The sequence below is a fragment of the Acidovorax sp. Q11 genome, assembly GCF_054950075.1.
Map to the genome: position 1 here is coordinate 407323 of NZ_JBUDZG010000001.1, position 21987 is coordinate 429309.

Sequence of the window (21987 nt, forward strand, 5' to 3'; positions counted from 1 at the left end):
AGAGAAGGGGGAAGGCGCCGAAGGCGACTCAGGGGGATGCCACCTACTTTTTCCACCACTGCTTCGACAACGCAGGCTGGCGGATGCCCAGGCGCTCGCCCATCACCGGCGCTACCAGGAGCACACCGGCTTTATCAGCCAGGGCGGTGATGCGGTCGAACGGGTCGGTCCAGGCGTGCAGCGCCAGGTCGAAGGTGCCGTTGTGGATGGGCATCAGGTGGCGGCCCTTCACATCCAGGTGGGCCTGCAGGCTTTCCTCGGGCTGCATGTGCACGTCGGGCCACTGGGCGTCGTAGGCGCCGGTTTCGATCAGGGTCAGGTCGAACGGGCCAAAACGTTCGCCAATGGCCTTGAAGCCGTCGAAATAGCCCGTGTCGCCGCTGAAGAAGATGCGGGTGTCATCGGACTGGATCACCCACGATGCCCACAGCGTGCGATTGCCGTCCGACAGGCTGCGGCCCGAGAAATGCTGCGCAGGCGTGGCCACCAGCTTCACACCAGCGATGGTGGTGCCCTGCCACCAGTCGAACTGCTGCACCTTGGCAGCGGGCACGCCCCAGCCAACGAGGCGGTCGCCCACGCCCAGCGGCGTCACGAAGTGCGCCACCTTGGGGGCGAGCTTCTGGATGGCGTCGTAGTCCAGGTGGTCGTAATGGTCGTGCGACAGCACCACGCCAGTGATGGGGGGCAGCTCATCGATGGTGAGCGGCGGCGCATGGAAGCGCTTGGGACCCATGAAGGAAAACGGCGAAGCGCGCTCGGAGAACACCGGGTCGGTCAGCCAGAACTGGCCTTGCAGCTTGAGCAGCATGGTCGAGTGGCCCAGGCGCCACAGACTCATGTCGGGGGCATTGAGCAGGTCCGCCTGCATGAGCGGCAGCACCTGGGGTGGCTGGGCGGGCACAGCGTCGGCGGGTTTTTCCGTCATGAAGCGCCACATGATGGCCATGGTTTTGGCCAGACCCGGCACCTGGCGCGGCGCGGCGTTGCGGAACTTGCCTTCGGTGTACTGGGGCGACTGTTCGTACGAAGTTGCCGGCAGGGTGGTGCAGGAAAGAATGCTGTAGGCCATGGCGATCAGGACTGTGAGGAAGACGAGGGCTCGGAGCATGGGGGTGCCCTTCCAAAAATTACACTGCACAGTGTAGTTCACTTTTTATAAAAGTAAACTACCCGGTGTAAAATTTTGTCTATGACCGAGGCCCCCACCGTTCCCCCCACCCGCCTGACCGACCGCAAGCGCGACGCCATCGTGCAGGCCGCCATTGCCGAGTTCCGCGAACATGGCTTCAGCGGCACCAGCATGGACCGCGTGGCCGCAGCGGCCGATGTCTCCAAGCGCACGGTGTACAACCACTTCCCCAGCAAGGAGGAGCTGTTCGAGGCCATCCTGTGGCGCCTGTGGGACCGCAGCCATGCCGAGGCCGACATTGGCTACGATGCCCAGCGCCCGCTGCGGGCACAGCTGCTGGCCGTGCTGGAGCAGAAGATGGAATTGCTGAACGACGCGAGTTTCATCGACCTCTCGCGCGTGGCGATGGCCGAGATGATGCACACGCCCGCGCGCGCCCAGGCCATGGTGGCGCGCCTGTCCGAGAAGGAAGAGGGCCTGCCGCGCTGGATCCGCGCTGCCCAGCAGCACGGCGCCCTGCGCGCAGGCGTGGACCCGCAGTACGCCGCCCACCAGCTGCACGGCATGGTCAAGTCGTTTGCCTTCTGGCCCCAGCTGGCCATGGGGAGGGCGCCACTCACCGCCGCCGAGCAGCAGCAGGTGCTGGGCGATGCGGTGGACATGTTTTTGGGGTTCTACGCAGTGCAGCCCGCCAGCAGCGCAGCCGCCGCCACACCATCACCCGCTGCAGCACCCACCAAACGCCCGGCCCGACGGCGCTGACAGAACCGCCATCGCCCGCCACGGCCCCGTGGCGCCTGGCCCTCGGGCGATTGCACTACGCTCGCCGCTTACCGTTTCCTCTTTCAGAGCCCCACCCATGCCCCTCGCCCCCTACCTCGACACCGCCCCGGTTCTGGACACCGGCGTTTTTATCCACGACTCCGCCCAGGTCATCGGCGACGTGACCCTGGGCCGCGACAGCTCGGTGTGGTGCAACGCCGTGCTACGCGGCGATGTGAACCGCATCGTGGTCGGCGTTTGCAGCAACGTGCAGGACCTGACCATGGGCCATGTCTCACACCGCAATGCGAGCAAGCCCGAGGGCTCGCCGCTGGTCATCGGCGACTACGTCACCATCGGCCATTCGGTGATCCTGCACGGCTGCCGCATCGGCAACGAATGCCTGATCGGCATGGGCTCCATCGTGATGGACGACGCCATCATCGAAGACCGCGTGATGCTGGGCGCAGGCAGCCTGGTCTCGCCCGGCAAGGTGCTGGAGAGTGGCTATCTCTACATCGGCCGCCCGGCCGTGCGCCAGCGTGCGCTCACCGAGGCCGAGATCGCCTACCTGAAGTACTCGGCCGAGCACTACGTGCGGGTGAAGAACAACTATCTGGCGGGCGCCAAAGCAAATCTTGTATAGCGTTCAAGCCTTGATTCAAGGCGTTTGGTATGGAAGCTGCCGACATGAGGCGGTCATTGCCTTCAGAGGAAATCCTTCGCATGCCCATTTCACTTCGGAGTTCTCGAAGTAGGGGCGCAGTACGACCAAAGCCCTAGGCTCGTTAGAGAACAAGGTGATGACTCCGTTGGTAGAGATGGCACCGCCATGCACCCGCCCCGTCGGTTCAACCCTCAGCCCTTCGCCCACACCGGAAAGCGATTTGCGCTGGGTGGCTCGCTCTGTGATGGCATCACGATATGGCGATGCAACAACCATCATCTCCGCCACTTTTGCTCGTTCCGTGTAGCACTGATAGGTGGGCTGGAAGAGAGTGAACGGAAGCGCCAACAACGAAACACACAACACATCAAAAACGACGCTGGTTCCGACTTTCATCCACCTTCGCCAGCCTTGGTAGGCCGCAGCCGTTGAGTACACAGCGACCCAAAATGCGGTCACCGCCATTGCCGTCAACCAGATGGCCCCCTCGTAGTTAGGGCCAATTCGGCATTGGTTACCCGCAGTCCCAAGTACAAGAGACACCACGAACACGCAGGGAACCGCCCAATGCAATGACGGGAGCGGGCGCAAAAATCGCCAGCGAAAGTTGTACCGGAACGCCATCGTGTACTGAGCCATGGAGAAATTGATCGGCGATTCTAGGCAGCCGCGCCCCTCACAAAGACGATGCCTGTCGGTCGACCAAGACTGCGCGATACAAGCACAGCCTCAGACCTACGCCGATAATTACCCTCCGCCCCTAACTCCCGGCGGCTCTTACCATGTCTGCCGCCGCTCTAGCCACCGCCCCCTCGCTCCGCGTGCTCGCCGTCATCCCCCCAATGACGCAGCTGAACACGCCCTATCCGTCCACCGCCTACCTCACGGGCTTTCTGCGCTCGCGCGGCGTCACCGCGTTCCAGGAAGACCTGGCGCTGGCGCTGGTGCTGCAACTGCTCTCGCCCGAGGGTCTGAAGGCCGTGACTGCCAAGGTGGACGCACTGCCCGCCAAAAAACAAAGCGCCGCCGTGCAGAGCTTTGCGGCGCAAAAGGACCGCTACCTCGCCACCATCGGCCCCGCCATTGCCTTCTTGCAAGGCCGCGACAGCACGCTGGCGCACCGCATCGTGGGCCGTAACTACCTGCCCGAGGGCCCGCGTTTTGCCACGCTGGATGTGTATGTGGATGACGAAGGCGGCGACCCGCTGGGCTGGGCCTTTGGCGCGCTCGGCCTGACTGACAAGGCCAAGCACCTGGCCACGCTGTACCTGAACGACCTGGCCGATGTGCTGCGCGACGCGGTGGACGAGCGCTTTGAGTTTGTGCGCTATGCCGAATCGCTGGCGGGCAGCCAGCCCACGTTTGACCCGCTGGCCAACGCGCTGGCGGCAACACCCACGCTGGTGGACACGCTGCTGGAGCAGCTCACGCACGAGGCCATTGCCAAGCACCAGCCCAGCGTGGTGCTGCTGTCCGTGCCGTTCCCGGGGTCCGTGTATGCGGCGTTCCGCATTGCCCAGGCCATCAAGGCACGCCACCCGCACATCGCCACCGTGCTGGGCGGCGGTTTTGTTAACACCGAGCTGCGCGAGTTGGCCGACCCGCGTGTGTTCGACCACTTCGACTACGTGACGCTGGACGCGGGCGAGCGCCCGCTGCTGGCGCTGCTGGAGCATGTGCAGGGCGAGCGTGGCCGCCAGCGGCTGGTGCGCACCTTTGTGCGCGACGATGCAGGCTCCGTGCAGTACATCAACATGATGGAGGCCGACATCGCCTTTGCCGAGGTGGGCACACCCACCTGGGACGGCCTGCCGCTGGACCGCTATCTGTCGCTACTGGACATGCTCAACCCCATGCACCGCCTGTGGAGCGATGGACGCTGGAACAAGCTCACCGTGGCGCATGGCTGCTACTGGAAGAAGTGCAGCTTTTGCGACGTGAGCCTGGACTACATCAGCCGCTACGAGGGCGCCAGCGCCGCCGTGCTGGCCGACCGCATCGAGCAGATCGTGCGCGAGACGGGGCAGACCGGCTTTCATTTCGTGGACGAGGCCGCACCGCCCAAGGCGCTCAAGGCGCTCTCCACCGAACTCATCGCGCGCAACGCCGGCATCAGCTGGTGGGGCAACGTGCGCTTTGAAAAGACCTTCACCCCCGAGCTGGCCGAGCTGATGGCCGACAGCGGCTGCATCGCCATCTCAGGCGGGCTCGAAGTGGCCTCCGACCGGCTGCTGCAGCTCATGAAAAAAGGCGTGTCGGTGGACCAGGTGGCGCGCGTGACCCGGGCGTTCACCGACGCGGGCATCCTGGTGCATGCGTACCTGATGTACGGCTTTCCCACGCAGACCGTGCAGGACACCGTGGACGCGCTCGAGTACGTGCGCCAGCTGTTCGCCAACGGCTGCATCCAGAGCGGGTTCTTCCACCGCTTTGCGTGCACCGTGCACTCGCCCGTGGGCAAGAACCCCGAGGAATACGGTGTGACCCTGGCGCCGCTGCCGCCCGGTGACTTCGCCAAGAACGACGTGGCCTTCATCGACCCCACGGGCGTGGACCACGACGCGCTGGGCGGCGCGCTCAAGAAGGCCATCTACAACTACATGCACGGCATCGGCCTGGAGGAAGACGTGCGCAGCTGGTTCCCGTTCAAGGTGCCCAAGACCACGGTGCGGCGCGACCGGATTGAGCGGGCGCTGCGCGAGCGGGGATAAGCACCGGCTCACATCCCGTCGGCATTTGTGTCGGCAAATTTCATGCAAAAAGTGGCCTCTGCGCCTGATGGACAAGCGCTAGAAGCTATAAATTCAGGAGCATTCAGCGCTCGTTCTGCACGCCCTTTTCAGGACTTCTTGGGCGCCTCTTTCTGCTTTTGGTATGCGTGGTGCGCGGGCACCCCACGGTCCGTGTCCTGCAGGCCGCGTTGCAGGTCTTCATGGGCCTGCTCCATCTCGGGGTGGCGCACGCCGTCGGTCATATCGACTGACTGGTCGCGCTCATGCGGCAGGCGGCCTTCCGGGGCGCTCAAGTCCTCGGGGCCGCTACCGGGCTGCACAGCGGGCCGTGTGGTGTTCACGCGCCGTTCGGTGCGGTCGGGGACAGGGGCAGAGGGGATGATTTCCTCTTCCTTTCGGGGGACGGTGGGAGTCGTTTTCATACGGGGCCTTGATATCCAACATGAGGTCCCTCCACCCTAGCTCCGCCGGCCTCACCGCTTTGTAGGCCCAGGCCCTGCACGGCTGCGGGCGTGCGGAGCCTGCTGTCACCAGAACAACCACCGCTCCAGCGCGTTGAGCACGATGACCACGATCACGCCGATCAAGAAAAGGATCGCCTTGCGGCGCGCCCGTGCGCTCACCACCAGCTTGTAGACCGTGTACGCGGCGAGCGTGCCCACAAAAGGCGCCGCGATGGCGGCCCCGGACAGGACGATGGCCACGAGCTTGCCCCAGCCGTCGGTCCCGCCCATGGTCCAGATGGCATACAAGTACATCGCGCTCGGAATGGCCAGGCCGAACCACAGCACCCCGGACGCCACCGCCACGCTGAAATGGTGCGCGAGCAGGCCATAAAGCACTAATGCGCCCACCACCCCGCCCAAAAAAGCCAGACGCTTGAGCCAGAGCGGCAGCGACTCGCCAGAGCGGCGCGCTGGCGTGGCTTCACGGGCCTTCTTGGCCGCTGCGGCTGCCGCCTGGGCCCGTTCTTGTTGTAGTTGTTGCTGCTTCTCGGTGGATTCACGCGCGCCGCGCAGGAAGTTGTCCACCGCCGGGTTGTCCACCTGCACGAGGATGCGCGCGGTGCGCGACAGGGCCTGGTCGTGCTGGGGAATGACGGTCTGCAGCGCCGCCCCCTGGCTGAACCACTGCCCCATCTGCGCCAACCAGCTGACGCCTGCAGGCGCCAGTCCGTAGCCCCCCTCAACCGCACTGCACAGGTAGTGCTGGGTGCTTTGCGGCGGCACCAGCTGGCGCGTGCTGTAGCGGGGCAGCGCGCATTGCATCAGCGGCGCCGCCGGTTGCAGGCCGGGGCGGCCCAGTTGCAGCGCGAACTCCGGCAGGGGCAGGGGTTCGGCCAGCCCGTTGCGCACGCCCAGCCACAGGTACAGCCCCCGGGGCCGCCCATCCTGGGCCCGCCGCACCCACAAGCCCGGCCCCTCCTGCACCAGCTCGGCCCCCAGCGCATCCAGCTCGGGCGGGCGGGGCACCTCGGGGCCATCGCGATCCCACTCGGCCCGCAACTGCTGCGCCTTCAGGATGGCGGGCCGCACGGCCCGGGCGCGGCGCTCCAGAAAGGACGGGTCCAGCTCCCGGCCGTGGGCGATGGCGGCTTCGATGCTGCTCCCCGCTGGCGCCGGCCCGCCTTCCAGCGCCCGCAGCCAATCGTCCACCAAGGCCAGCCGCAGATAAATCGCATCCGCACCCTGGCCCACGGCCTCGGCCGCGCGCACCCAGGCAAACCGCGCCGGGTCGGCAGGGACCAGCTGCTGCGCAAGCAAGCGCTGGCGCCCCTGGGATTTGTCTGCCTGCGCCACCGCGGGCGAAGCCTTGGGTTGGGCCGCAGCCCCCCCGCTGGCCGCCAAGCAGATCACCAGCCGCCCAGCCCAGCCATTGCGCCAGGGCGCAGTGCCACGCCACCGCCCCGTGCAGGCCAAGGCCTGCAGCCTGCGCCGTTCTCCCTCGCATCGCATCCCCTTTTTTTCTGTCGTCGTGCGCGGATTGTGGGGCCAGGGGTTGCCGCGAGGCCAGAATTCGGCCCCACCAGACTGTTGGCGACCAAGCCGTCTGGAGCATGCGACACTACTGTATGTCTCAACAGGTGTGGGCCGCGCAGGCCCTTGAATCTTTCGATGCGGTGGTGTCGGCCACCGAGGGTTTTCGCAGCCGCGCTGGCCAGCGGCTGATGGCCGAGCAGGTGGCGCGCACGTTCAGCAGCGCCACCTTGGGCAAGGTGGATGAAGAAAGTGGCGAGGCCGCGCCCACGCGCTCCATTGCGGTCATCCAGGCGGGCACGGGTGTGGGCAAGTCGCTGGCCTACTGCGCACCTGCCATTGCGCTGGCGCTGTCGCGCGGCACGCGGGTGTTGATCTCCACCGCCACCGTGGCATTGCAAGAGCAACTGGTCAACAAGGACCTGCCCGCACTGGCCGCACTGCTGCCGCAGCCCTTCAAGTTTGCGCTGGCCAAGGGGCGCGGGCGCTATGTGTGCAAGCTCAAGCTCGACCGCCTGGCGGGCACGGGCGAGGCCGAGGAAGAGGGCGAAGACGACCTGTTTGCCGAGGAGGAAGCCGCCGCCCGCGCCAAGCGCCCCCGGCATGAGACCGAGGCGCGCATCCAGTTCTATTCGACGATGGCGCAGACCTTGTCGAAAGGCGCGTGGGATGGCGACCGCGACAGCCTGGACACGCCGCCCGAGCCCGAGGTGTGGAGCCCCGTGGCGGCCGAGGGCGCCTCGTGCACCGGCAAACACTGCCCGGCCTTCAGCCAGTGCACCTACTACGACAAGCGCAAGGAGCTGGTGGGCGCGCAGGTGATTGTGGCCAACCACGACCTGCTGCTGTCGTCGCTGGGCGCACGCGTGCTGCCCGAGCTGGACAACTGCCTCCTGGTGCTGGACGAAGCCCACCACCTGCCCTCGACCGCACTGGATCAATTCGCGTGCAGCATGGACCTGTCGCGCATCACCTGGATCGAGCGGCTGTCCAGCCGGGGCCTGCGCATTGGTGCGCTGCTGGAGGTCGAAGAGATTGCCGACATCCCTAAGCACTCTGCCCAGCTGCGGCAGACGCTGCAAGACCTGGCGCGCATCGTGATGGATGTGTATGGCGCCCAGCTCAAGAGCCAGCCCAGCGCCTGGGGCCCGGCGCGCGTGCGCGTACCGCGCGGCGAATTGCCCGAACAGCTCATTGCCCCGCTGGGCCTGCTGGCCGCCAGTGCCGAAGGCTTCCTCGACGCCCTGCGCGCCATCAGCAAAGCCCTGCGCGCCGAGATGCGCGACAAGCCCGACGAGGCCAAGCGCCTGTCCACGCTGTATGCACAAATTGGCATGCTGGCCCCGCGCCTGGAAGAGCTGCACGCCACCGCGCAACTGCTGCTGCAGGACGCGCCCGAAGGGGCGGTGCCCGCCGCCAAGTGGTTCACGCTGGAAGTGGATGGCGACTTCATCGTGGTCAAGGCCCACGCCAGCCCCATCCTGCCCGGCACCACGCTGCGTAACCACCTGTGGAGCGCGGTGCGCGGTGCGGTGCTCACCTCAGCCACGCTCACCAGCTGCGGGCACTTCGACTTCTTCTTGCGCGAGGCAGGCCTGCATGGTGACGAGGCCACCACCACGCTGGAGGTGCCCAGCCCCTTCAACTACGCCGCGCAGGGCACGCTGATTGCGGCCGAGACGCGCGCCGACCCCAAGAACGCCGCGCAGTTCACCACCGAGATGGTCGATGCGCTGCTGCACGACATTGCCCGCGTGGAGTACGGCGCGCTGGTGCTGTTCACCTCACGCGAGCAGATGCGCCAGGCGGTGGACGCGCTGCCCACCGCCATGCGCAGCGTGGTGCTGGTGCAGAACGCACTGCCGCGCACGCAGTTGCTCAAACGCCACCGCGAGCGGGTGGACAACGGCGAGCCATCGGTCATCTTTGGCATGCAGTCGTTTGGCGAGGGGCTGGATTTACCCGGGCGGTTGTGCGAGTCGGTCTTCATCACCAAGCTGCCCTTTGCCCCGCCCGACGACCCGGTAGGCGAGGCCCGCGCCGAATGGCTGCGCGCCGTGGGGCGCGACCCCTTCAGCGAGCTGGTGGTGCCCGCCACCGCCATCCGCCTGGCGCAATGGGTGGGCCGCGCCATCCGCACCGAAGAAGACCAGGCCCACGTGTACTGCTACGACAAACGCCTGGTGCGCACCAGCTACGGGCAGCGCCTGCTCAAGGGCTTGCCGCCGTTTGCGCTGGAGCAACGCGCGCCGCTGTGAAGCGGCGACACTGTGCGCACCCATTTCACAACCACTACAACAACGACAGAGAGGACCCCACCATGCCCCACACCGTTCCCGCCTGCCCCCAGTGCGGCCAGGAGAACACCTACCCGGATGGCAGCAACTATGTGTGCCCCGACTGCGCCTTTGAATGGCCGCAGGTGGCCGATGCAGCGGACGCCGATGCCGATGCAGGCGACGGCATCGTCCGGGATGCGAACGGCAACCCGCTGGCCGATGGCGACGCGGTGATCCTCGTGAAAGACCTCAAGGTCAAGGGCTCCTCGTCCACCCTCAAGAAGGGCACCAAGATCAAGAGCATCCGCCTGGTCGATGGTGCCGATGGCCACAACGTGGACTGCAAGACGGACCTGGGCAGCATGCTGCTCAAGTCGGAGTTCTTGAAGAAGGCCTGACCGAGCGGCGGAGCCCGCTCAGCGGGGCGACTGCGCGAGATCTCGCACCACCCCCTCCAGGCCCTGCACCACACGGGCCAGCCGGTCGTAGTCCACCTTGTCGGGCGTGTCCTCGCGCGTGTGGTAGTGCGGGTAGCGGTAGGGGGCGGTGTCGGTCACCATCAGCGCGGGGTAGCCCGCGTCGATGTAGGCCGCATGGTCCGAATAGTCCACGCCAGGGATGAAACGCGGCGCCGCGATGCCCTCGGACGGGAACGCCGCATGCGAACGGAACGACCGGACCACCCGGCGCGCGAGCCCCAGGTCGGGCGTGGTTGCGACGAAGGCGATGAAATCTCCCTGCTTGGGGTAGAACTGGTTCAGCGGCCAGGGGTACTTCTGCGACCCTTCGGCGTTCGAGAAATACCCCATGGTCTCCAGCGACAGCATCGCCACCACCGGCGCCCCACGGGCCCGCAAGGCCTGGGCGTGCACCTGGCTGCCCATCTGCGGGGTCTTGAAAAAGGGCGGCTCTTCGTTGGTGTAGAGCACAAACATCACATCCGCCTGCGCGGTGGCGCCCAGGTGCTTGAGACTTTTGGCCAGGGCCAGCACGGCGGCGGTGCCCGTGGCGTTGTCGTTGGCGCCGGGTGTTTCGTGCGCCGAATCGTAGTGCGCGCCGATCACCACCAGGCGCTGCCCCGGCGCGCTCTGGCTGGGCACCGTGACCTCCAGGTTGCGCACCACCACGCCGCGCGCCTTGAACTCGTCGCGCCGCACCCGGTAACCATACGAGACCAGCTCTGATTCCAGGTAAGTCGCCACGGCCTCCAGCGCCGCAGGGTGCTGGGCATTGTGCTCCTGCGCTGCAATCACGGCCACATGGCGGTGCAACTGCTGCGCCAGCGCCTGCTGCTCGGCAGTGGAGGGCGGGAGCGCGCCACGGTGCGAGCTGCCGGGCATGGTGGTGACTGCCAGGATGGCCACCAGCAGCAGGCCCAACACGGTGGCAACGGCGCCGGTGATGCGCAGCAGGCTTTGCCCCAGACGCAGGGCGATCTGTGAAATTCTCATGGCGTTGGTTTCATCGGCACTGCATGCGCATTACCAGGCACATGCCCCGGGCGCATCCGTCACTTTGATGGATCACTGCGGCGCGGGCGCGCCTTGCGATAGCGACGGGTGGCCTCGACCAGCATGGCATCCTGGGGCAGCAACTGGGCGCCGCCCACCCACAGTTCGGCCGGTGTGCCGCTGGCATCGCGCACGCGGCGCACCGGCTGGCCGGGGCTGGCGTAGGCCGAGGCTTTCTGTACCACGCCGGTGTCGCGCCCGGTGATGGCCAGCTCCGTTGTGGCGGCGTTGAAGGGCACAAACATGGCGGGCACCACCTGGCACACCACCTTGCCCATGGGCACCAGGTCGCTCGCGCCCCACAGGCTCCACCAGCGCCCCGCCCAGGCGGCTTCCTTTTTGCCCGGCGCACCGTGCTGCTGAAACGCAAACAAGATGCTGGCAATGCCCTCCACCCACTCGGTGGACAGGCCGTCCTGCGCGTTGGTGAGCACGGTCACCGTCAGATCGAGAGCGGGGTAGCGCGCGGTGCGCGACAGAAACCCCTGCAGGCCGCCGGTGTGGCCCATCCATTCGCGCGGGCCCGGCGCGCTGAGCATGGTGCCCAGGCCGTAGTGGGACTCGAACAGGTTGCAAGGGTCGCGCCAGCGGCGCTGCGCCATCTCGCGGCGGCTGGCGGGCGAGAGGATGCTGTGCGGGCTGTCCGGCGCCAGCTGCGAAAAGAAGCGGGCCACATCCGACGCGGTGGACACAAACCCGGCAGCGGGGGCCATCGCACCACACACGTTATCGCCCGGCACGATAAGGCGCTGGCCAAACGGAAACTCGCTGCTGTGGCCCTGGGCCATGGGCGCGCTGCGCGCCAGGCGCGGCATGTCGGGCACGGTTTCCTGCAGGCCTGCAGCATCAATCACATGGCGCACCATCCAGCTGGCGTAGTCCGTGCCGGTGACCTGCTCCATCATCAGCCCCAGCAGGCCATAGCCGTGGTTCGAATACTTGAGCTGCACCCCTGCCTCCAGCGGCGGCTTGGCGCGCAGGTCCGCCAGCAGCTCGGCGCGGGAGAGATACGGCCGCCGGTCCAGGAACTGGCCCGCATCGGGCCCGTCACGCGTCACGCCCGCACTGTGCGAGAGCAGCTCGCCAATGCGCGCCCGGGCCAGGTCCTTGTGCAGGCCATCGACATAGCGGCCAATGGGGTCGTCCAGCCCGACCTTCCCCTGCTCGCGCAGCAGCATGACACCCGCTGCAGTGAAGCTCTTGGAGTGCGACGCAATGCGCAGGCGGTGCCGGGGCGTGAGGGGTTGGTGGGTGCGCAGGTCGGCCACACCCAGCGCCAGCTCTGCCACCGTTTTGCCGCCGCGTGCGATGGCCACGGAACAACCGGGTTGGCGGTAGCGCTCCAGCTGCAGGTCGAGCCATTGCGGCAGGTAGCCCAAGGCAGCGTTGATCCAGGCCGAATCGGCGGTGCTTTTCTTCATGGGTTGCTCGGCTTCATGCGTCCAGAAACAGGGTGGGCAGTGTAGGCCACACATCGCGAAGGGCCCGCGGACACACAAGGCAGGCAGCACTGCGGTCGGGTGCGGCGGCACAATCCTTTCTTTTGACACCCGCCCCCATGCCCCCCATCGCCGTCATCGACTTTGAAACCACCGGCGTCTCGCCCGGCCAAGGCGCGCGCGCCACCGAGGTGGCGATCGTGCTGCTGGAGCAAGGCCAGGTGGTGGACCGGTTCCAGAGCCTGATGAAAACGGGTGTGTGGATTCCGTCGTTCATCACCCAGCTCACCGGCATCACCAACGCCATGGTGGCGGCCGCGCCGGATGCGGCCGGGGTGATGCAAGACGCCGCGCGGTTTGTGGGCAACGCGCCCATGGTGGCGCACAACGCGGCGTTCGACAGCAAGTTCTGGCAGGCCGAACTGGCCCTGACCGGGCTGCCTGCGCCGCAGCCGTTTGCGTGCACGGTGCTGCTGTCGCGGCGGCTGTACCCGCAGGCGCCCAGCCACAAGCTGGGCACGCTGGTGGACTACCACGGCCTGCCGCGCATGGGCCAGGCCCACCGGGCGCTGGCCGATGCCGAAATGGCGGCCGCGCTGCTGGCGCGCATGCAGCACGACCTGCGCACCCGCTGGCGCGTGGCTGAGCCCAACCATGCGCTGCTGCAATCCCTGCAGCGCTGCGCCAAGCCCGCCGTGGGGGCGCTGCTGGCGCGGCACGCGGCGGCCTAGCCAGGGCCCGCTGAGGGCACACCAAGCAACATCCAAATACTATTAATTTGATAGCTATCAGGGCATGATGGACGCGCGCAGAAGGCCATTTTTATTCAAATTTCTTGCATACTGGAGCCGCGACAAGCCCACACAAGGTGGCTGCGCCCACAACAACCCCCGATGAAAGGTCTTGCCATGGAAATTCTGGTTCTTGGACTGGTGCTGTTTCTGGGTGTGCACTCGGTGCGCATCGTGGCCGATGGCTGGCGCACGCAGACGCGGGCGCGCATGGGCGAAATGCCGTGGAAGGGGCTGTATTCGCTGGTGTCGGCCGTGGGCCTGGTGCTCATCGTGTGGGGCTATGGCCTGGCGCGGCAACAGCCCATGGTGCTGTGGGCACCGCCCGTGGGCATGCGGCACGCCGCAGCGCTGCTGACGCTGATCGCCTTTGTGCTGCTGGCCGCCGCCTATGTGCCGCGCAATGCGATCAAGGCCCGGCTGCACCACCCCATGGTGTTGGGCGTGAAGGTGTGGGCGCTGGCGCATCTGCTGTCCAACGGCAATCTGGCCGACGTGCTGCTGTTTGGCAGCTTCTTGCTGTGGGCGGTGCTGAGCTTTCGCGCCGCGCGCCAGCGCGACCGGGCGCAGGGCACGGTGTACGCGGCAGGCAGTGCTGCGGGCACGGGGGCTGCCGTGGTGGTGGGCCTGGTGGCCTGGGCAGGCTTTGCGTTCTGGGGCCATGCGTGGCTGATCGGCGTGGCGCCGATGGGGCGGTAGCCCGACGTTGATCGGATGCCGGGGCGGCCAGCGCCACAAATGCCGGAGAATCCGCGCTTTGCGTTTTCTCCTTTCCCTGAGACCTGTATGACCGAAGCCAATACCCCCAGCCCCGCCGACCGGCCCTCCCTGCCCGACCACCTGTCGGTCAACCCCCGCAGCCCGCACCATGTGGCCGCCGTGTTCGAGCACGACATCGGCATCCGCCTGAACGGCAAGGAGCGTTTCGATGTGGAGGAATACTGCATCAGCGAAGGCTGGGTGAAGGTGCCTGCGGGCAAGACACTGGACCGCAAGGGCCAGCCGCTGCTCATCAAGCTCAAGGGCACGGTCGAAGCGTTCTACAAGTGACCGCCGCACGGGCGGTTGCACCGCTCGCCCCCGGCGCCTGGGTGATCCACTGCGACGGCAGTGCCTGGCCCAACCCCGGGCGCATGGGCCTGGGGGCCGTGCTGACGGGGCCCGACGGGACCGTGCAGCACCAGATTTCCGAAGCCACCACCTTCACCGGCTGCAACAACGAGGCCGAGTTGCGCGCGCTGATGCAGGCGCTGCGGTGGCTGGCGCAGCAGGGCATCGCAACGTCAACCCCTGTGCAGGTGTTCAGCGACAACAGCGTGCTGGTGGAGCAGTTGGGCGGCCAACCCACGGCGCCGATTGCGCGGCTGGCAGCGTTGTTTGATGAGGCGCGCAGCGCTTTGCAAGCCTTCCACAACGTTCGCCTGCAGTGGATTCCGCGCCACCGCAACGGCGCCGCCGATACCCTGGCACGCGCTGCGCTGGGGCTGGCGCCCAAGGCGGCCCTACCGCCGGGGCACTGCGGGAAGAAGAACAAGCGGCGCTGAAAACGCCTCCTCAACCCCCCGCCGCACGGGCCAGCAGCAGCGCCTTTTCCTGCGCGTTGCGCGTGAGGCCCGCCGCGCGCTCGAACTCGGCCCCCGCTTCCGCCCCCCGGCCCAGCTTGGCCAGCAGATCGCCGCGCACGCTGGGTAGCCAATGGTAGTGGCGCAGCAGGGGGTCGCTGGCCAGGGCATCGACCAGCGCCAGCGCGGCCTCTGGCCCCTCGGCCATGCCAACGGCCACGGCGCGGTTCAGTGCCACCACAGGCGAGGGCGCCACCTGCAGCAGAGCGTCGTACAGCGCCACGATGTGGGGCCAGTCGGTGTCCTGTGCCTGCCTGGCGCGCGCGTGGCAGGCGGCAATCGCGCCCTGCAGCGCGTACGGCCCCCAGGGCTTGCCGGTGCGCGCGAGCTGCTCGGCCTTGTCCAGGGCGGCCAGGCCCCGGCGCACCAGCAGATGGTCCCAGCGCGCGCGGTCCTGGTCCATCAGCAGCACGGGCTGGCCCTGTGCACGGTGCGTGCGGGCAAGCGCGAGGCCTGGATTTCGAGCAGCGCCACCAGGCCCTGCACCTCAGGTTCTTCGGGCGCCAGGCTGGCCAGCACCCGCACCAGGCGCTGCGCCTCGCCACACAGCGCGGGGCGCATCCAGTCGTCGCCCGCCGTGGCGGCATAACCTTCGTTGAAGATGAGGTAGATCACCTCCAGCACCGAGGCCAGGCGCGGCGCGCGCTCGGCCGCACCGGGCACTTCGAACGGCACATGGGCGGCCGTGAGGCTGCGCTTGGCACGCACGATGCGCTGCGCGATGGTGGGCTCGGGCACCAGGAAGGCGCGCGCGATCTCGGCCGTGGTGAGGCCGCCCAGCAGCCGCAGCGTGAGGGCCACACGCGCCTCGGTAGGCAGCACTGGGTGGCAGGCGGTGAACATGAGGCGCAGCAGGTCGTCGCCGATGTCGTCCTGCTCGGCGTGCATCAGGGTGTCCACCACATCGGGCGCGTACTGGGCTTCAAGCGCTTCGAGGTCGTGGCCCAGGGCCTCGTGCTCGCGCTGGTGCAGGGCCTGCTGGCGCAGGTGGTCAATGGCACGGCGCTTGGCCGTGGTCATGAGCCACGCCGCCGGGTTGGCGGGCAGGCCGGTGGTGGGCCAGTGCTCCAGCGCGGCCAGCAGCGCATCCTGCGCCAGCTCTTCGGCCCGGCCCACGTCGCGCGTCATGCGCGCCACGCTGGCGATGATGCGCGCGGCCTCAATGCGCCACACGGAGTCGATGCTGCGGTGCAGGGCATCGCGGTCGGGCAGGGCAGAAGGTTTCACGCGATCAGAAGGTGTGAATGAATCCGGCGTATTCATTCACACGTTCTTAGCCCAGCGCCTTGCTGGCATCCACCATGTGCACAAATTCCCAGGTGTGGCCATCGAGGTCATCAAAGCTGCGCGAGTACATGAAGCCCAGGTCCTGCGCGGGGCGGGGTGTGGTGCCGCCTGCGGCCACGGCCTTGTCCACCAGGGCATCGACCTCTGCACGGCTGCCGCACGAGAAGCACACCAGTACTTCGGAGGTGGTGCGTGCGTCGGCAATCGTTTTGCTGGTGAAGGTCTGGTAGAAGTCTTTCACCAGCAGCATCACGAAGAGGTTCTCGCCCACCACCAGGCAGGCGCCCTGGTCGTTGGTGAACTGGGGGTTGAATTCATAGCCCAGGGCGCGGAAGAAGGCCTGCGAGCGGGCCATGTTCTCGATCGGCAGGTTCACGAAGATTTGCTGGTGCATGGAGGTCTCCTGAAGGGTGGGAAAGGTATAGGGAAATGGGGGGCTTGGCAAAGGGGGCGCGACTCAGGTCGCAGGCTTTTGCACCACGACCTGCAGGTTGGCCAGGCCGTCCTCGAAGTCCTGTCCCACCATGCGGTCCATGTTGAAGAACAGGTGGGCGATCTTGGCCAGGTAGGGCACGGGGCCCTGCATGGCCCAGGTGACGCGGGTGGCGCCGGTGCCTTCAGGCAACAGCGTGAACTCGACCTGGTTGTGGGCTTCGAAGGGCTTCACGAAGTCGAGCTTCATGCCCACGCGGCGGGGGGCCGTGGCGTCCACGATCTCCATGCTGCCGGTGCCCACCTTGTCGCCCTGCCAGGCGTAGCGTGCGCCGGGGCCGGTGGTGGTGGCGCTGTATTCGCCCTTGATGGCGGGGTCCTTGCGTTCGTAGGGGTTCCAGGTATTGAACTGGCGCAGGTCGTGGATGAGGCCGTAGACCCGTTCGGGCGGAGCGGGGATGACGCGGCTGCGTTCCACGCGGAAGGTGTCGGGGCGTGTGGCGGCATAGGCCAGCAGCAGGGCCAGGGCGGCGAGCAGCACGAGGGCGATGGTCTTGATCATGGTGGTGTCTCCTGTTTCACCGGGGCTCAGCCGCGTGCGGCGTCGAGGTCGCGAAAACGCTGCACGGCCTCGCCGGGTGCGAAATCGTCCAGTTCAAAAACCGGGCGCACCTCGATCTCGGCCTCCAGGCCCTCGCCGCGCGGGTTGGGAAAGCGGCGCGCCCATTCCATGGCCTCTTCGCGGGAACGCACCTGGATCAGCGTGTAGCCCGCCAGCAGCTCTTTGGTTTCGGTGAAAGGGCCATCGACCACCGTGCGCTCGCCGCCCTTGCCGTAGCGCACCCGCCAGCCCTGGGCGCTGGCCTTCAGGCCCACGCCGTCCAGCAGCACGCCCGCGTGGGCCAGTTCTTCGTGGTAGGCGCCCATGGCGGCCAGCAGGTCCTCCCCGGGCATGACACCGGCTTCGCTCTCGGGGCTGGCCTTGACCAAAATCATGAATCGCATGGCTTTTCTCCTGTGGTGGTGGTGAACAAGTGGATGTGTGAGACGGCAGGTTTTGCCGCTCTCATCCACCACGACGAACGGGGGTGGCCGGATTCGACATGTTTTTCGACCAGCAAGGGTTTTCACTTAGAAAAATCGGTGCACCGGGGGAAAGGCTGCGCCCACACAAGCCCAAAACCCACCGCCTGTGCGCATGCCCCTCGCGATTACGTCCTATTACGTGTGTGTGGTGGTCCGTGGCTACGATCCGCGGCGGAGGAAACGGAGCCCATGCACAACACACAACAACACACCCAGAGCCCGGCCGCGCCCCCGCGCATCGCCAACATCCCGCTGTCGCCCGACGGCGCCCGCCATGCCTGTGTGATCGTGCACGGCCCCGGCCGCGCCAGCAGCCCGCCCGAGGGCCTGCAGATGGTGTTTCGCTTCAGCGCCGACGGGCAGGGCGGCTGGATTGCGGCAGCCATGGCAGACGATGGCCGCTGGGGCTACATCGACGGCGAGGCCCGCTGGCGTGTGGCCCCCACACTGGACAGCGCCCGCAGCTATTCCGACGATGGCATGGCGCGTTTTCTGCAGGACGGGCACTGGGGCTTTGTGAACCGGACGGGCGAGGTGGTGATCCCGCCCCGGTTTGAGGACACGCGGCCGTTTCATGACGGCCTGTGTGCGGTGAAGGTGGGCCCCAACGCCTGGCGCATCATCGACAGCGAAGGGCGTTTTACCTGCGAGGACAGCTTCCGCGACCTGAGCCTGTTCGGCGCCGAGGGCCTGGCCCGCGCCGTGGTCTGGAAGAAGGACAAGAACCAGCGCCGCCAGGGTTTTGTGGACCGCAGCGGCCAATGGGTGATCGAGCCCCGCTTCAAGGCCGTCGAACCCTTTGGCGAGCTGCCCGTCACCCCGGCATCGCTGGACGCGGAGACCTGGGGCCTGATCGACACCCGGGGCGAGTGGGTGCTGGAGCCCCGCTACCCCCGCATCGATGCCTTCAACAGCGAAGGCCTGGCTTTTTTTGACGAACCCGATGCCTGGGACAACGGCCATGGCTACCTGGACACCCAGGGCCGCGTGGTGGTCAAGGGCGAACGCCACCTGTCGCGCTACATGGCCTGTGGCTTGGCCGCCAGCACCTACAACGGCACGGATTTTCTGCGCGCCAATGGCACCACCCTGCCCACGCCGCCCCTGGCGTTCGGCAGCCACTTCCGCACCGAAGGCCACTTTGCCGTGGCACGCACCGCAGCACGCCGGGGCGACACAAACCCCACCACCTGGGGGCTGCTGCACACCGATGGCCAGTTCATCCCGCTGGGCACCCCGCTGCTGGAGCCCCTGACCAACAGCGACGGGTGGCTGGTGGATGAACAACCCGATACCCCGCTGGTGCCCTTTCTCACCCGCGATGGCCAGGTGGCCTGGATCGACAAGGACGGCGCCATGGTCTGGCGCGCCACCTACGACGGCCAGCACGCCACGCTGCTGGACGCCGATGGCACGGCCCTGTGGCGCAGTGGCGCCGGGGCCCCCTGCCAGCCGCCACGGCCTTTCTTCGAACGCCCGGTGGCCGATCACCTGGAGGGCATGGCCACGCTGGAGGACATCGCGCCCCTGGCCCAGACCCTGCTGGCCGCGGCCGAAGCCCGCCTGCACCGGCTGGCGGCGGGCGAGACCCTGGAGCCCGAGACCGCATCGGACGAAGACGACGATGATGATGATGATGACGACGAGGAAGACGAAGACACGATGCAGGCCCACCGCGCGGTGGTGGTGCGGCGCGTGATGCGCACCTACATCAGCGAAGAGCACAACGGGCCTTACGAGTTCTTGTGCGGCCAGCTCAGCGACACGGTAGAACAGGCGCGCACGGCCATGGTCCGGGCCCTCACGGAGCAATACGGCACGCCCGACCCCGACCCGGAGCATGCCGCACCCACCCAGTACAGCACCAGCCACACCCTGGCCTGGGCCGTGCCCCTGGCCCAGGCCCTGCCGGGCGACAGCGGCGTGCTGCGCGAAACGCGCGAGCAGTGGCTGAGCCTGTACAAACACGCTGACTCGGGCGACGGTGACGCCTGGTGGGAGCTGTGGCTGATGGCCGCCCCCAGCCTGGATGCCCTGGAAACCGCCCAGCGCGCCCGCCGCCAGGTCATCGCCCAGCACGCCAACGCAGAAGGCACAGACGATGCTGCCACGGACAGCGAGGAGGGCGACCCTCCGCAGGCCGAACGCCCGCTGCCCCAGACCCGCGAAGAATGGCTGCAGGCCGTGGTCAGCGACCGCTATGCCATCGCCCAGGTGCCCGCGCCCTGGTGCGACGATGCCATGGTGGACGCGGCACTGGCCAGCGACGTGGAGGCACTCGCCTGGGTGCCCGCCGCCTTCCAGACCCCCGAGCGGCTGTCGGCCCTGATTCGCCGGGGCGCAGAGGCCGCCGCCAACATCCCGCCCCAGTGCATGACCGCCGAGGGTCTGGCGCTGGCGCGCGAACTGTATGCGGGCCAGCACGAATGGGACTGGCGCGACGAACGCAACAGCCACCTTCCCGCACGGTGGGACCGCAACAGCCTCTACGATCTGTGGGGCTGCCTGCTGACCCCCGCGCTGGCGCTCCAGGCCGTGCGGGCCGAGGCCCCGCTGCGCGCCCTGGCGCACTGGCTGCGCACCGAAGAGCTGGAGAAGGCCGCCCTGCAGGCCGACATCTACAACATCAGCTACATCGACAAAACCCGGATCACGCCAGAACTGGCCGCGCTGGCGGTGCGGCACGACTACGGCTGCCTGATTGCCGAGATCCCGCCCGAACTCATCACCCCCGCACTGTGCCTGGCATCGGCCCGCACCAATGGCCTGTCGCTAGCCAAAATCCCTGAGCCACTGCGCAGCCTGGAGGTGTGCGTGGCCGCGCTACAGGACCGCTCGGACGTGTTCCTGCACGTGCCCGAGGCCCTGCGCCTGGAGGTGACCACCTGGCTGATCGAGGACGACCTGGCTGAAGCCCGCAAAGAAGGCGATGCCCGCCAAGGCAGCCACTGGCATGGCACCCGCGCCTGGGTGAAGCTTTGGGCTGGGGACTACGAAGGCGCACTTGCCGACGCGCAGCGGGGCCGCCCCGAGATGCGCTACGAGCAACACGCGCACTACGTGATGGCCAGCGCCCACCGCGCGCTGGGCAACCACCAGGCTGCGGCGCTGGAGGCCTCCACGGTGCTGTCGCTGGATTCGACCTACCGCGCGCAGTGGGACGATGCCGAAGACACCCGCTGGCTGCTGGCACTGGCCCAGGGCCAGACTGCAGCGGCCGACGATGCCACGCTGGTGGCGCAGCTGCACACACACCCGCGCACGCTGGCCGACATTCCGCGCGAACGCATCACCCACGCCATGGTGGACGCAGCCCTGGCTGCCGATGAAGACACGGTGCGTTTTGTGCCGCGCCGCCTGATGACCCCGGCACGCTATGCAGCCGCCCTGCGCCAGAACGTGAAGGAGTTCGGGCAGATTCCCCCCGCCATGCTGAGCGAAGAGGCCTGCATCGAGCATGTGCGCAGCGGGGGCTGGCGGCTGGAATCGGTGCCGCAGGCCCAGCGCACGCTCACCGTGTCCGCCTGGGCCGTGCGAAGCAATGGCAGCGCCATCGAGCATGTGCCCGAAGCCCTGCGCAGCCAAGTGCCAGGCGCCATCCGCCAATTGCCGCCCGAGGATGACGACGATTCCAGCAGCAGCACCGCATCCGGCAGCGACTGGCTCACGCGCAAGCTCGCGGATTCGCTGATGAGCAGCCACGAGACGGCCTCGGGGCGCCTGCGGCAAAAGGGCTTCTTCGCGGCCTTTGCACTCAAGACCATGCTGGGCGCCAAGTCGGCAGACACGCCCACCCTGCGCGGCCTGGCCGGCTGGTTCGAGGTGCGGCCCTTCCTGGCCATGGTGACTCACCTGGTGCTGGGGCTGGCCGCCCTTGTGGCCCATGCCTTCGTGTCGGTGGCCGCCTGGCGCGCCGAAGGCCCCTGGATCGGGCTGGGCACGGCGCTGCTGATGGGCTTTTCGGAGCTTTACTGGGCCTGGCGCTTCCTGTTTTCCACACCGCTGAGCCCCTGGCTGGGGGCCGCCTGTGCCGTGGTGCTGCTCTACACCTTTGGCTGGCGCTGGCTGTACCGGCGCGTGGGCCTGGTCTATGCTGCCCGGGCCAAGGAACGGGGAGAGGACTGAGGGCTTTCCTAGGGAGATCACCGATCCCGGGCCCTGTAATCCGCAGCACGGGCTGGATACAATTTGTAAAGACCTGATCCATCGCTTGACGCGCCCTCCCGCACGCCAGCCTCGAGCAACAGAGCGCCAGCCAGCCACACACGGAG

At 67.4% G+C, this 21987-nt stretch carries 19 protein-coding genes and 1 pseudogene; 10 read left to right on the forward strand and 10 right to left on the reverse strand.

Annotation, left to right across the window (positions count from 1 at the left end; genetic code table 11):
* Positions 1 to 43: 43 nt before the first annotated feature.
* Positions 44 to 1072, reverse strand: a complete 1029-nt coding sequence (locus tag ACYZGB_RS01825) for an MBL fold metallo-hydrolase (protein WP_462386617.1) — start codon at positions 1070 to 1072, stop codon at positions 44 to 46.
* A 120-nt stretch (positions 1073 to 1192) separates the two neighbouring features.
* On the opposite strand from ACYZGB_RS01825, the gene ACYZGB_RS01830 reads away from it, so the two are divergent.
* Together ACYZGB_RS01830 and ACYZGB_RS01835 are read left to right on the forward strand one after the other, a co-directional pair.
* Positions 1193 to 1894, forward strand: a complete 702-nt coding sequence (locus tag ACYZGB_RS01830) for a TetR/AcrR family transcriptional regulator (protein WP_462386503.1) — start codon at positions 1193 to 1195, stop codon at positions 1892 to 1894.
* Positions 1895 to 1991: 97 nt separating this feature from the next.
* On the forward strand, positions 1992 to 2540 hold the full coding sequence (locus ACYZGB_RS01835) for a gamma carbonic anhydrase family protein (protein WP_462386504.1): 549 nt from the start codon (positions 1992 to 1994) through the stop codon (positions 2538 to 2540).
* A gap of 15 nt (positions 2541 to 2555) precedes the next feature.
* Here ACYZGB_RS01835 and ACYZGB_RS01840 read toward each other — a convergent pair whose 3' ends face one another.
* Positions 2556 to 2957 (reverse strand): pilin, encoded by a 402-nt coding sequence (locus tag ACYZGB_RS01840; protein ID WP_462386505.1) that lies wholly within the window; start codon positions 2955 to 2957, stop codon positions 2556 to 2558.
* Between the two features lie 446 nt (positions 2958 to 3403).
* Here ACYZGB_RS01840 and ACYZGB_RS01845 point away from each other — a divergent pair, with 446 nt between their 5' ends.
* Positions 3404 to 5272 carry a B12-binding domain-containing radical SAM protein gene (locus ACYZGB_RS01845; protein ID WP_462386506.1) on the forward strand — a complete coding sequence of 623 codons (1869 nt, stop codon included), beginning with the start codon at positions 3404 to 3406 and terminating at the stop codon, positions 5270 to 5272.
* A 128-nt stretch (positions 5273 to 5400) separates the two neighbouring features.
* On the opposite strand, the gene ACYZGB_RS01850 is transcribed toward ACYZGB_RS01845, so the two are convergent.
* Both ACYZGB_RS01850 and ACYZGB_RS01855 read right to left on the reverse strand, forming a co-directional pair.
* Positions 5401 to 5715: a hypothetical protein gene (locus ACYZGB_RS01850; RefSeq protein ID WP_462386507.1), complete on the reverse strand. Its 315-nt coding sequence runs from the start codon at positions 5713 to 5715 to the stop codon at positions 5401 to 5403.
* A gap of 105 nt (positions 5716 to 5820) precedes the next feature.
* A complete protein-coding gene (locus ACYZGB_RS01855; RefSeq protein ID WP_462386508.1) occupies positions 5821 to 7248 on the reverse strand; it encodes a hypothetical protein in 1428 nt (475 codons plus the stop codon).
* Between the two features lie 116 nt (positions 7249 to 7364).
* Between ACYZGB_RS01855 and dinG the strand changes: the two genes are divergently transcribed.
* Positions 7365 to 9527 (forward strand): ATP-dependent DNA helicase DinG, encoded by a 2163-nt coding sequence (dinG, locus tag ACYZGB_RS01860; RefSeq protein ID WP_462386509.1) that lies wholly within the window; start codon positions 7365 to 7367, stop codon positions 9525 to 9527.
* 62 nt (positions 9528 to 9589) lie between these two features.
* A complete protein-coding gene (locus tag ACYZGB_RS01865; RefSeq protein ID WP_056743179.1) occupies positions 9590 to 9946 on the forward strand; it encodes a zinc ribbon domain-containing protein YjdM in 357 nt (118 codons plus the stop codon).
* Positions 9947 to 9964: 18 nt separating this feature from the next.
* On the opposite strand, the gene ACYZGB_RS01870 is transcribed toward ACYZGB_RS01865, so the two are convergent.
* On the reverse strand, positions 9965 to 10999 hold the full coding sequence (locus tag ACYZGB_RS01870; protein WP_462386510.1) for a M28 family peptidase: 1035 nt from the start codon (positions 10997 to 10999) through the stop codon (positions 9965 to 9967).
* 59 nt (positions 11000 to 11058) lie between these two features.
* Positions 11059 to 12480, reverse strand: coding sequence for a serine hydrolase domain-containing protein (locus ACYZGB_RS01875; RefSeq protein ID WP_462386511.1), 1422 nt, complete (start codon positions 12478 to 12480; stop codon positions 11059 to 11061).
* Between the two features lie 137 nt (positions 12481 to 12617).
* Between ACYZGB_RS01875 and ACYZGB_RS01880 the strand changes: the two genes are divergently transcribed.
* The 4 genes from ACYZGB_RS01880 (at position 12618) to ACYZGB_RS01895 (ending at position 14833) form a co-directional block, all read left to right on the forward strand.
* Positions 12618 to 13229 (forward strand): 3'-5' exonuclease, encoded by a 612-nt coding sequence (locus tag ACYZGB_RS01880; RefSeq protein ID WP_462386512.1) that lies wholly within the window; start codon positions 12618 to 12620, stop codon positions 13227 to 13229.
* A gap of 177 nt (positions 13230 to 13406) precedes the next feature.
* Positions 13407 to 13988: an NnrU family protein gene (locus tag ACYZGB_RS01885; protein WP_462386513.1), complete on the forward strand. Its 582-nt coding sequence runs from the start codon at positions 13407 to 13409 to the stop codon at positions 13986 to 13988.
* Between the two features lie 87 nt (positions 13989 to 14075).
* Positions 14076 to 14339 carry a DUF3297 family protein gene (locus ACYZGB_RS01890; protein WP_462386514.1) on the forward strand — a complete coding sequence of 88 codons (264 nt, stop codon included), beginning with the start codon at positions 14076 to 14078 and terminating at the stop codon, positions 14337 to 14339.
* Positions 14336 to 14833 carry a ribonuclease HI family protein gene (locus ACYZGB_RS01895; protein WP_462386515.1) on the forward strand — a complete coding sequence of 166 codons (498 nt, stop codon included), beginning with the start codon at positions 14336 to 14338 and terminating at the stop codon, positions 14831 to 14833. Before ACYZGB_RS01890 ends, ACYZGB_RS01895 begins: the two co-directional genes overlap by 4 nt.
* Positions 14834 to 14843: 10 nt before the next feature.
* Here ACYZGB_RS01895 and ACYZGB_RS01900 read toward each other — a convergent pair.
* The 4 genes and pseudogenes from ACYZGB_RS01900 to ACYZGB_RS01915 form a co-directional block, all read right to left on the reverse strand.
* Positions 14844 to 16174: pseudogene (locus tag ACYZGB_RS01900) on the reverse strand (RNA polymerase sigma factor).
* A gap of 10 nt (positions 16175 to 16184) precedes the next feature.
* On the reverse strand, positions 16185 to 16592 hold the full coding sequence (locus ACYZGB_RS01905; protein ID WP_462386516.1) for a VOC family protein: 408 nt from the start codon (positions 16590 to 16592) through the stop codon (positions 16185 to 16187).
* 63 nt (positions 16593 to 16655) lie between these two features.
* On the reverse strand, positions 16656 to 17192 hold the full coding sequence (locus ACYZGB_RS01910; protein ID WP_462386517.1) for an SRPBCC family protein: 537 nt from the start codon (positions 17190 to 17192) through the stop codon (positions 16656 to 16658).
* A gap of 26 nt (positions 17193 to 17218) precedes the next feature.
* A complete protein-coding gene (locus tag ACYZGB_RS01915) occupies positions 17219 to 17635 on the reverse strand; it encodes a YciI family protein (RefSeq protein ID WP_462386518.1) in 417 nt (138 codons plus the stop codon).
* 270 nt (positions 17636 to 17905) lie between these two features.
* On the opposite strand from ACYZGB_RS01915, the gene ACYZGB_RS01920 reads away from it, so the two are divergent.
* A complete protein-coding gene (locus ACYZGB_RS01920) occupies positions 17906 to 21841 on the forward strand; it encodes a WG repeat-containing protein (RefSeq protein WP_462386519.1) in 3936 nt (1311 codons plus the stop codon).
* Positions 21842 to 21987: the final 146 nt, after the last annotated feature.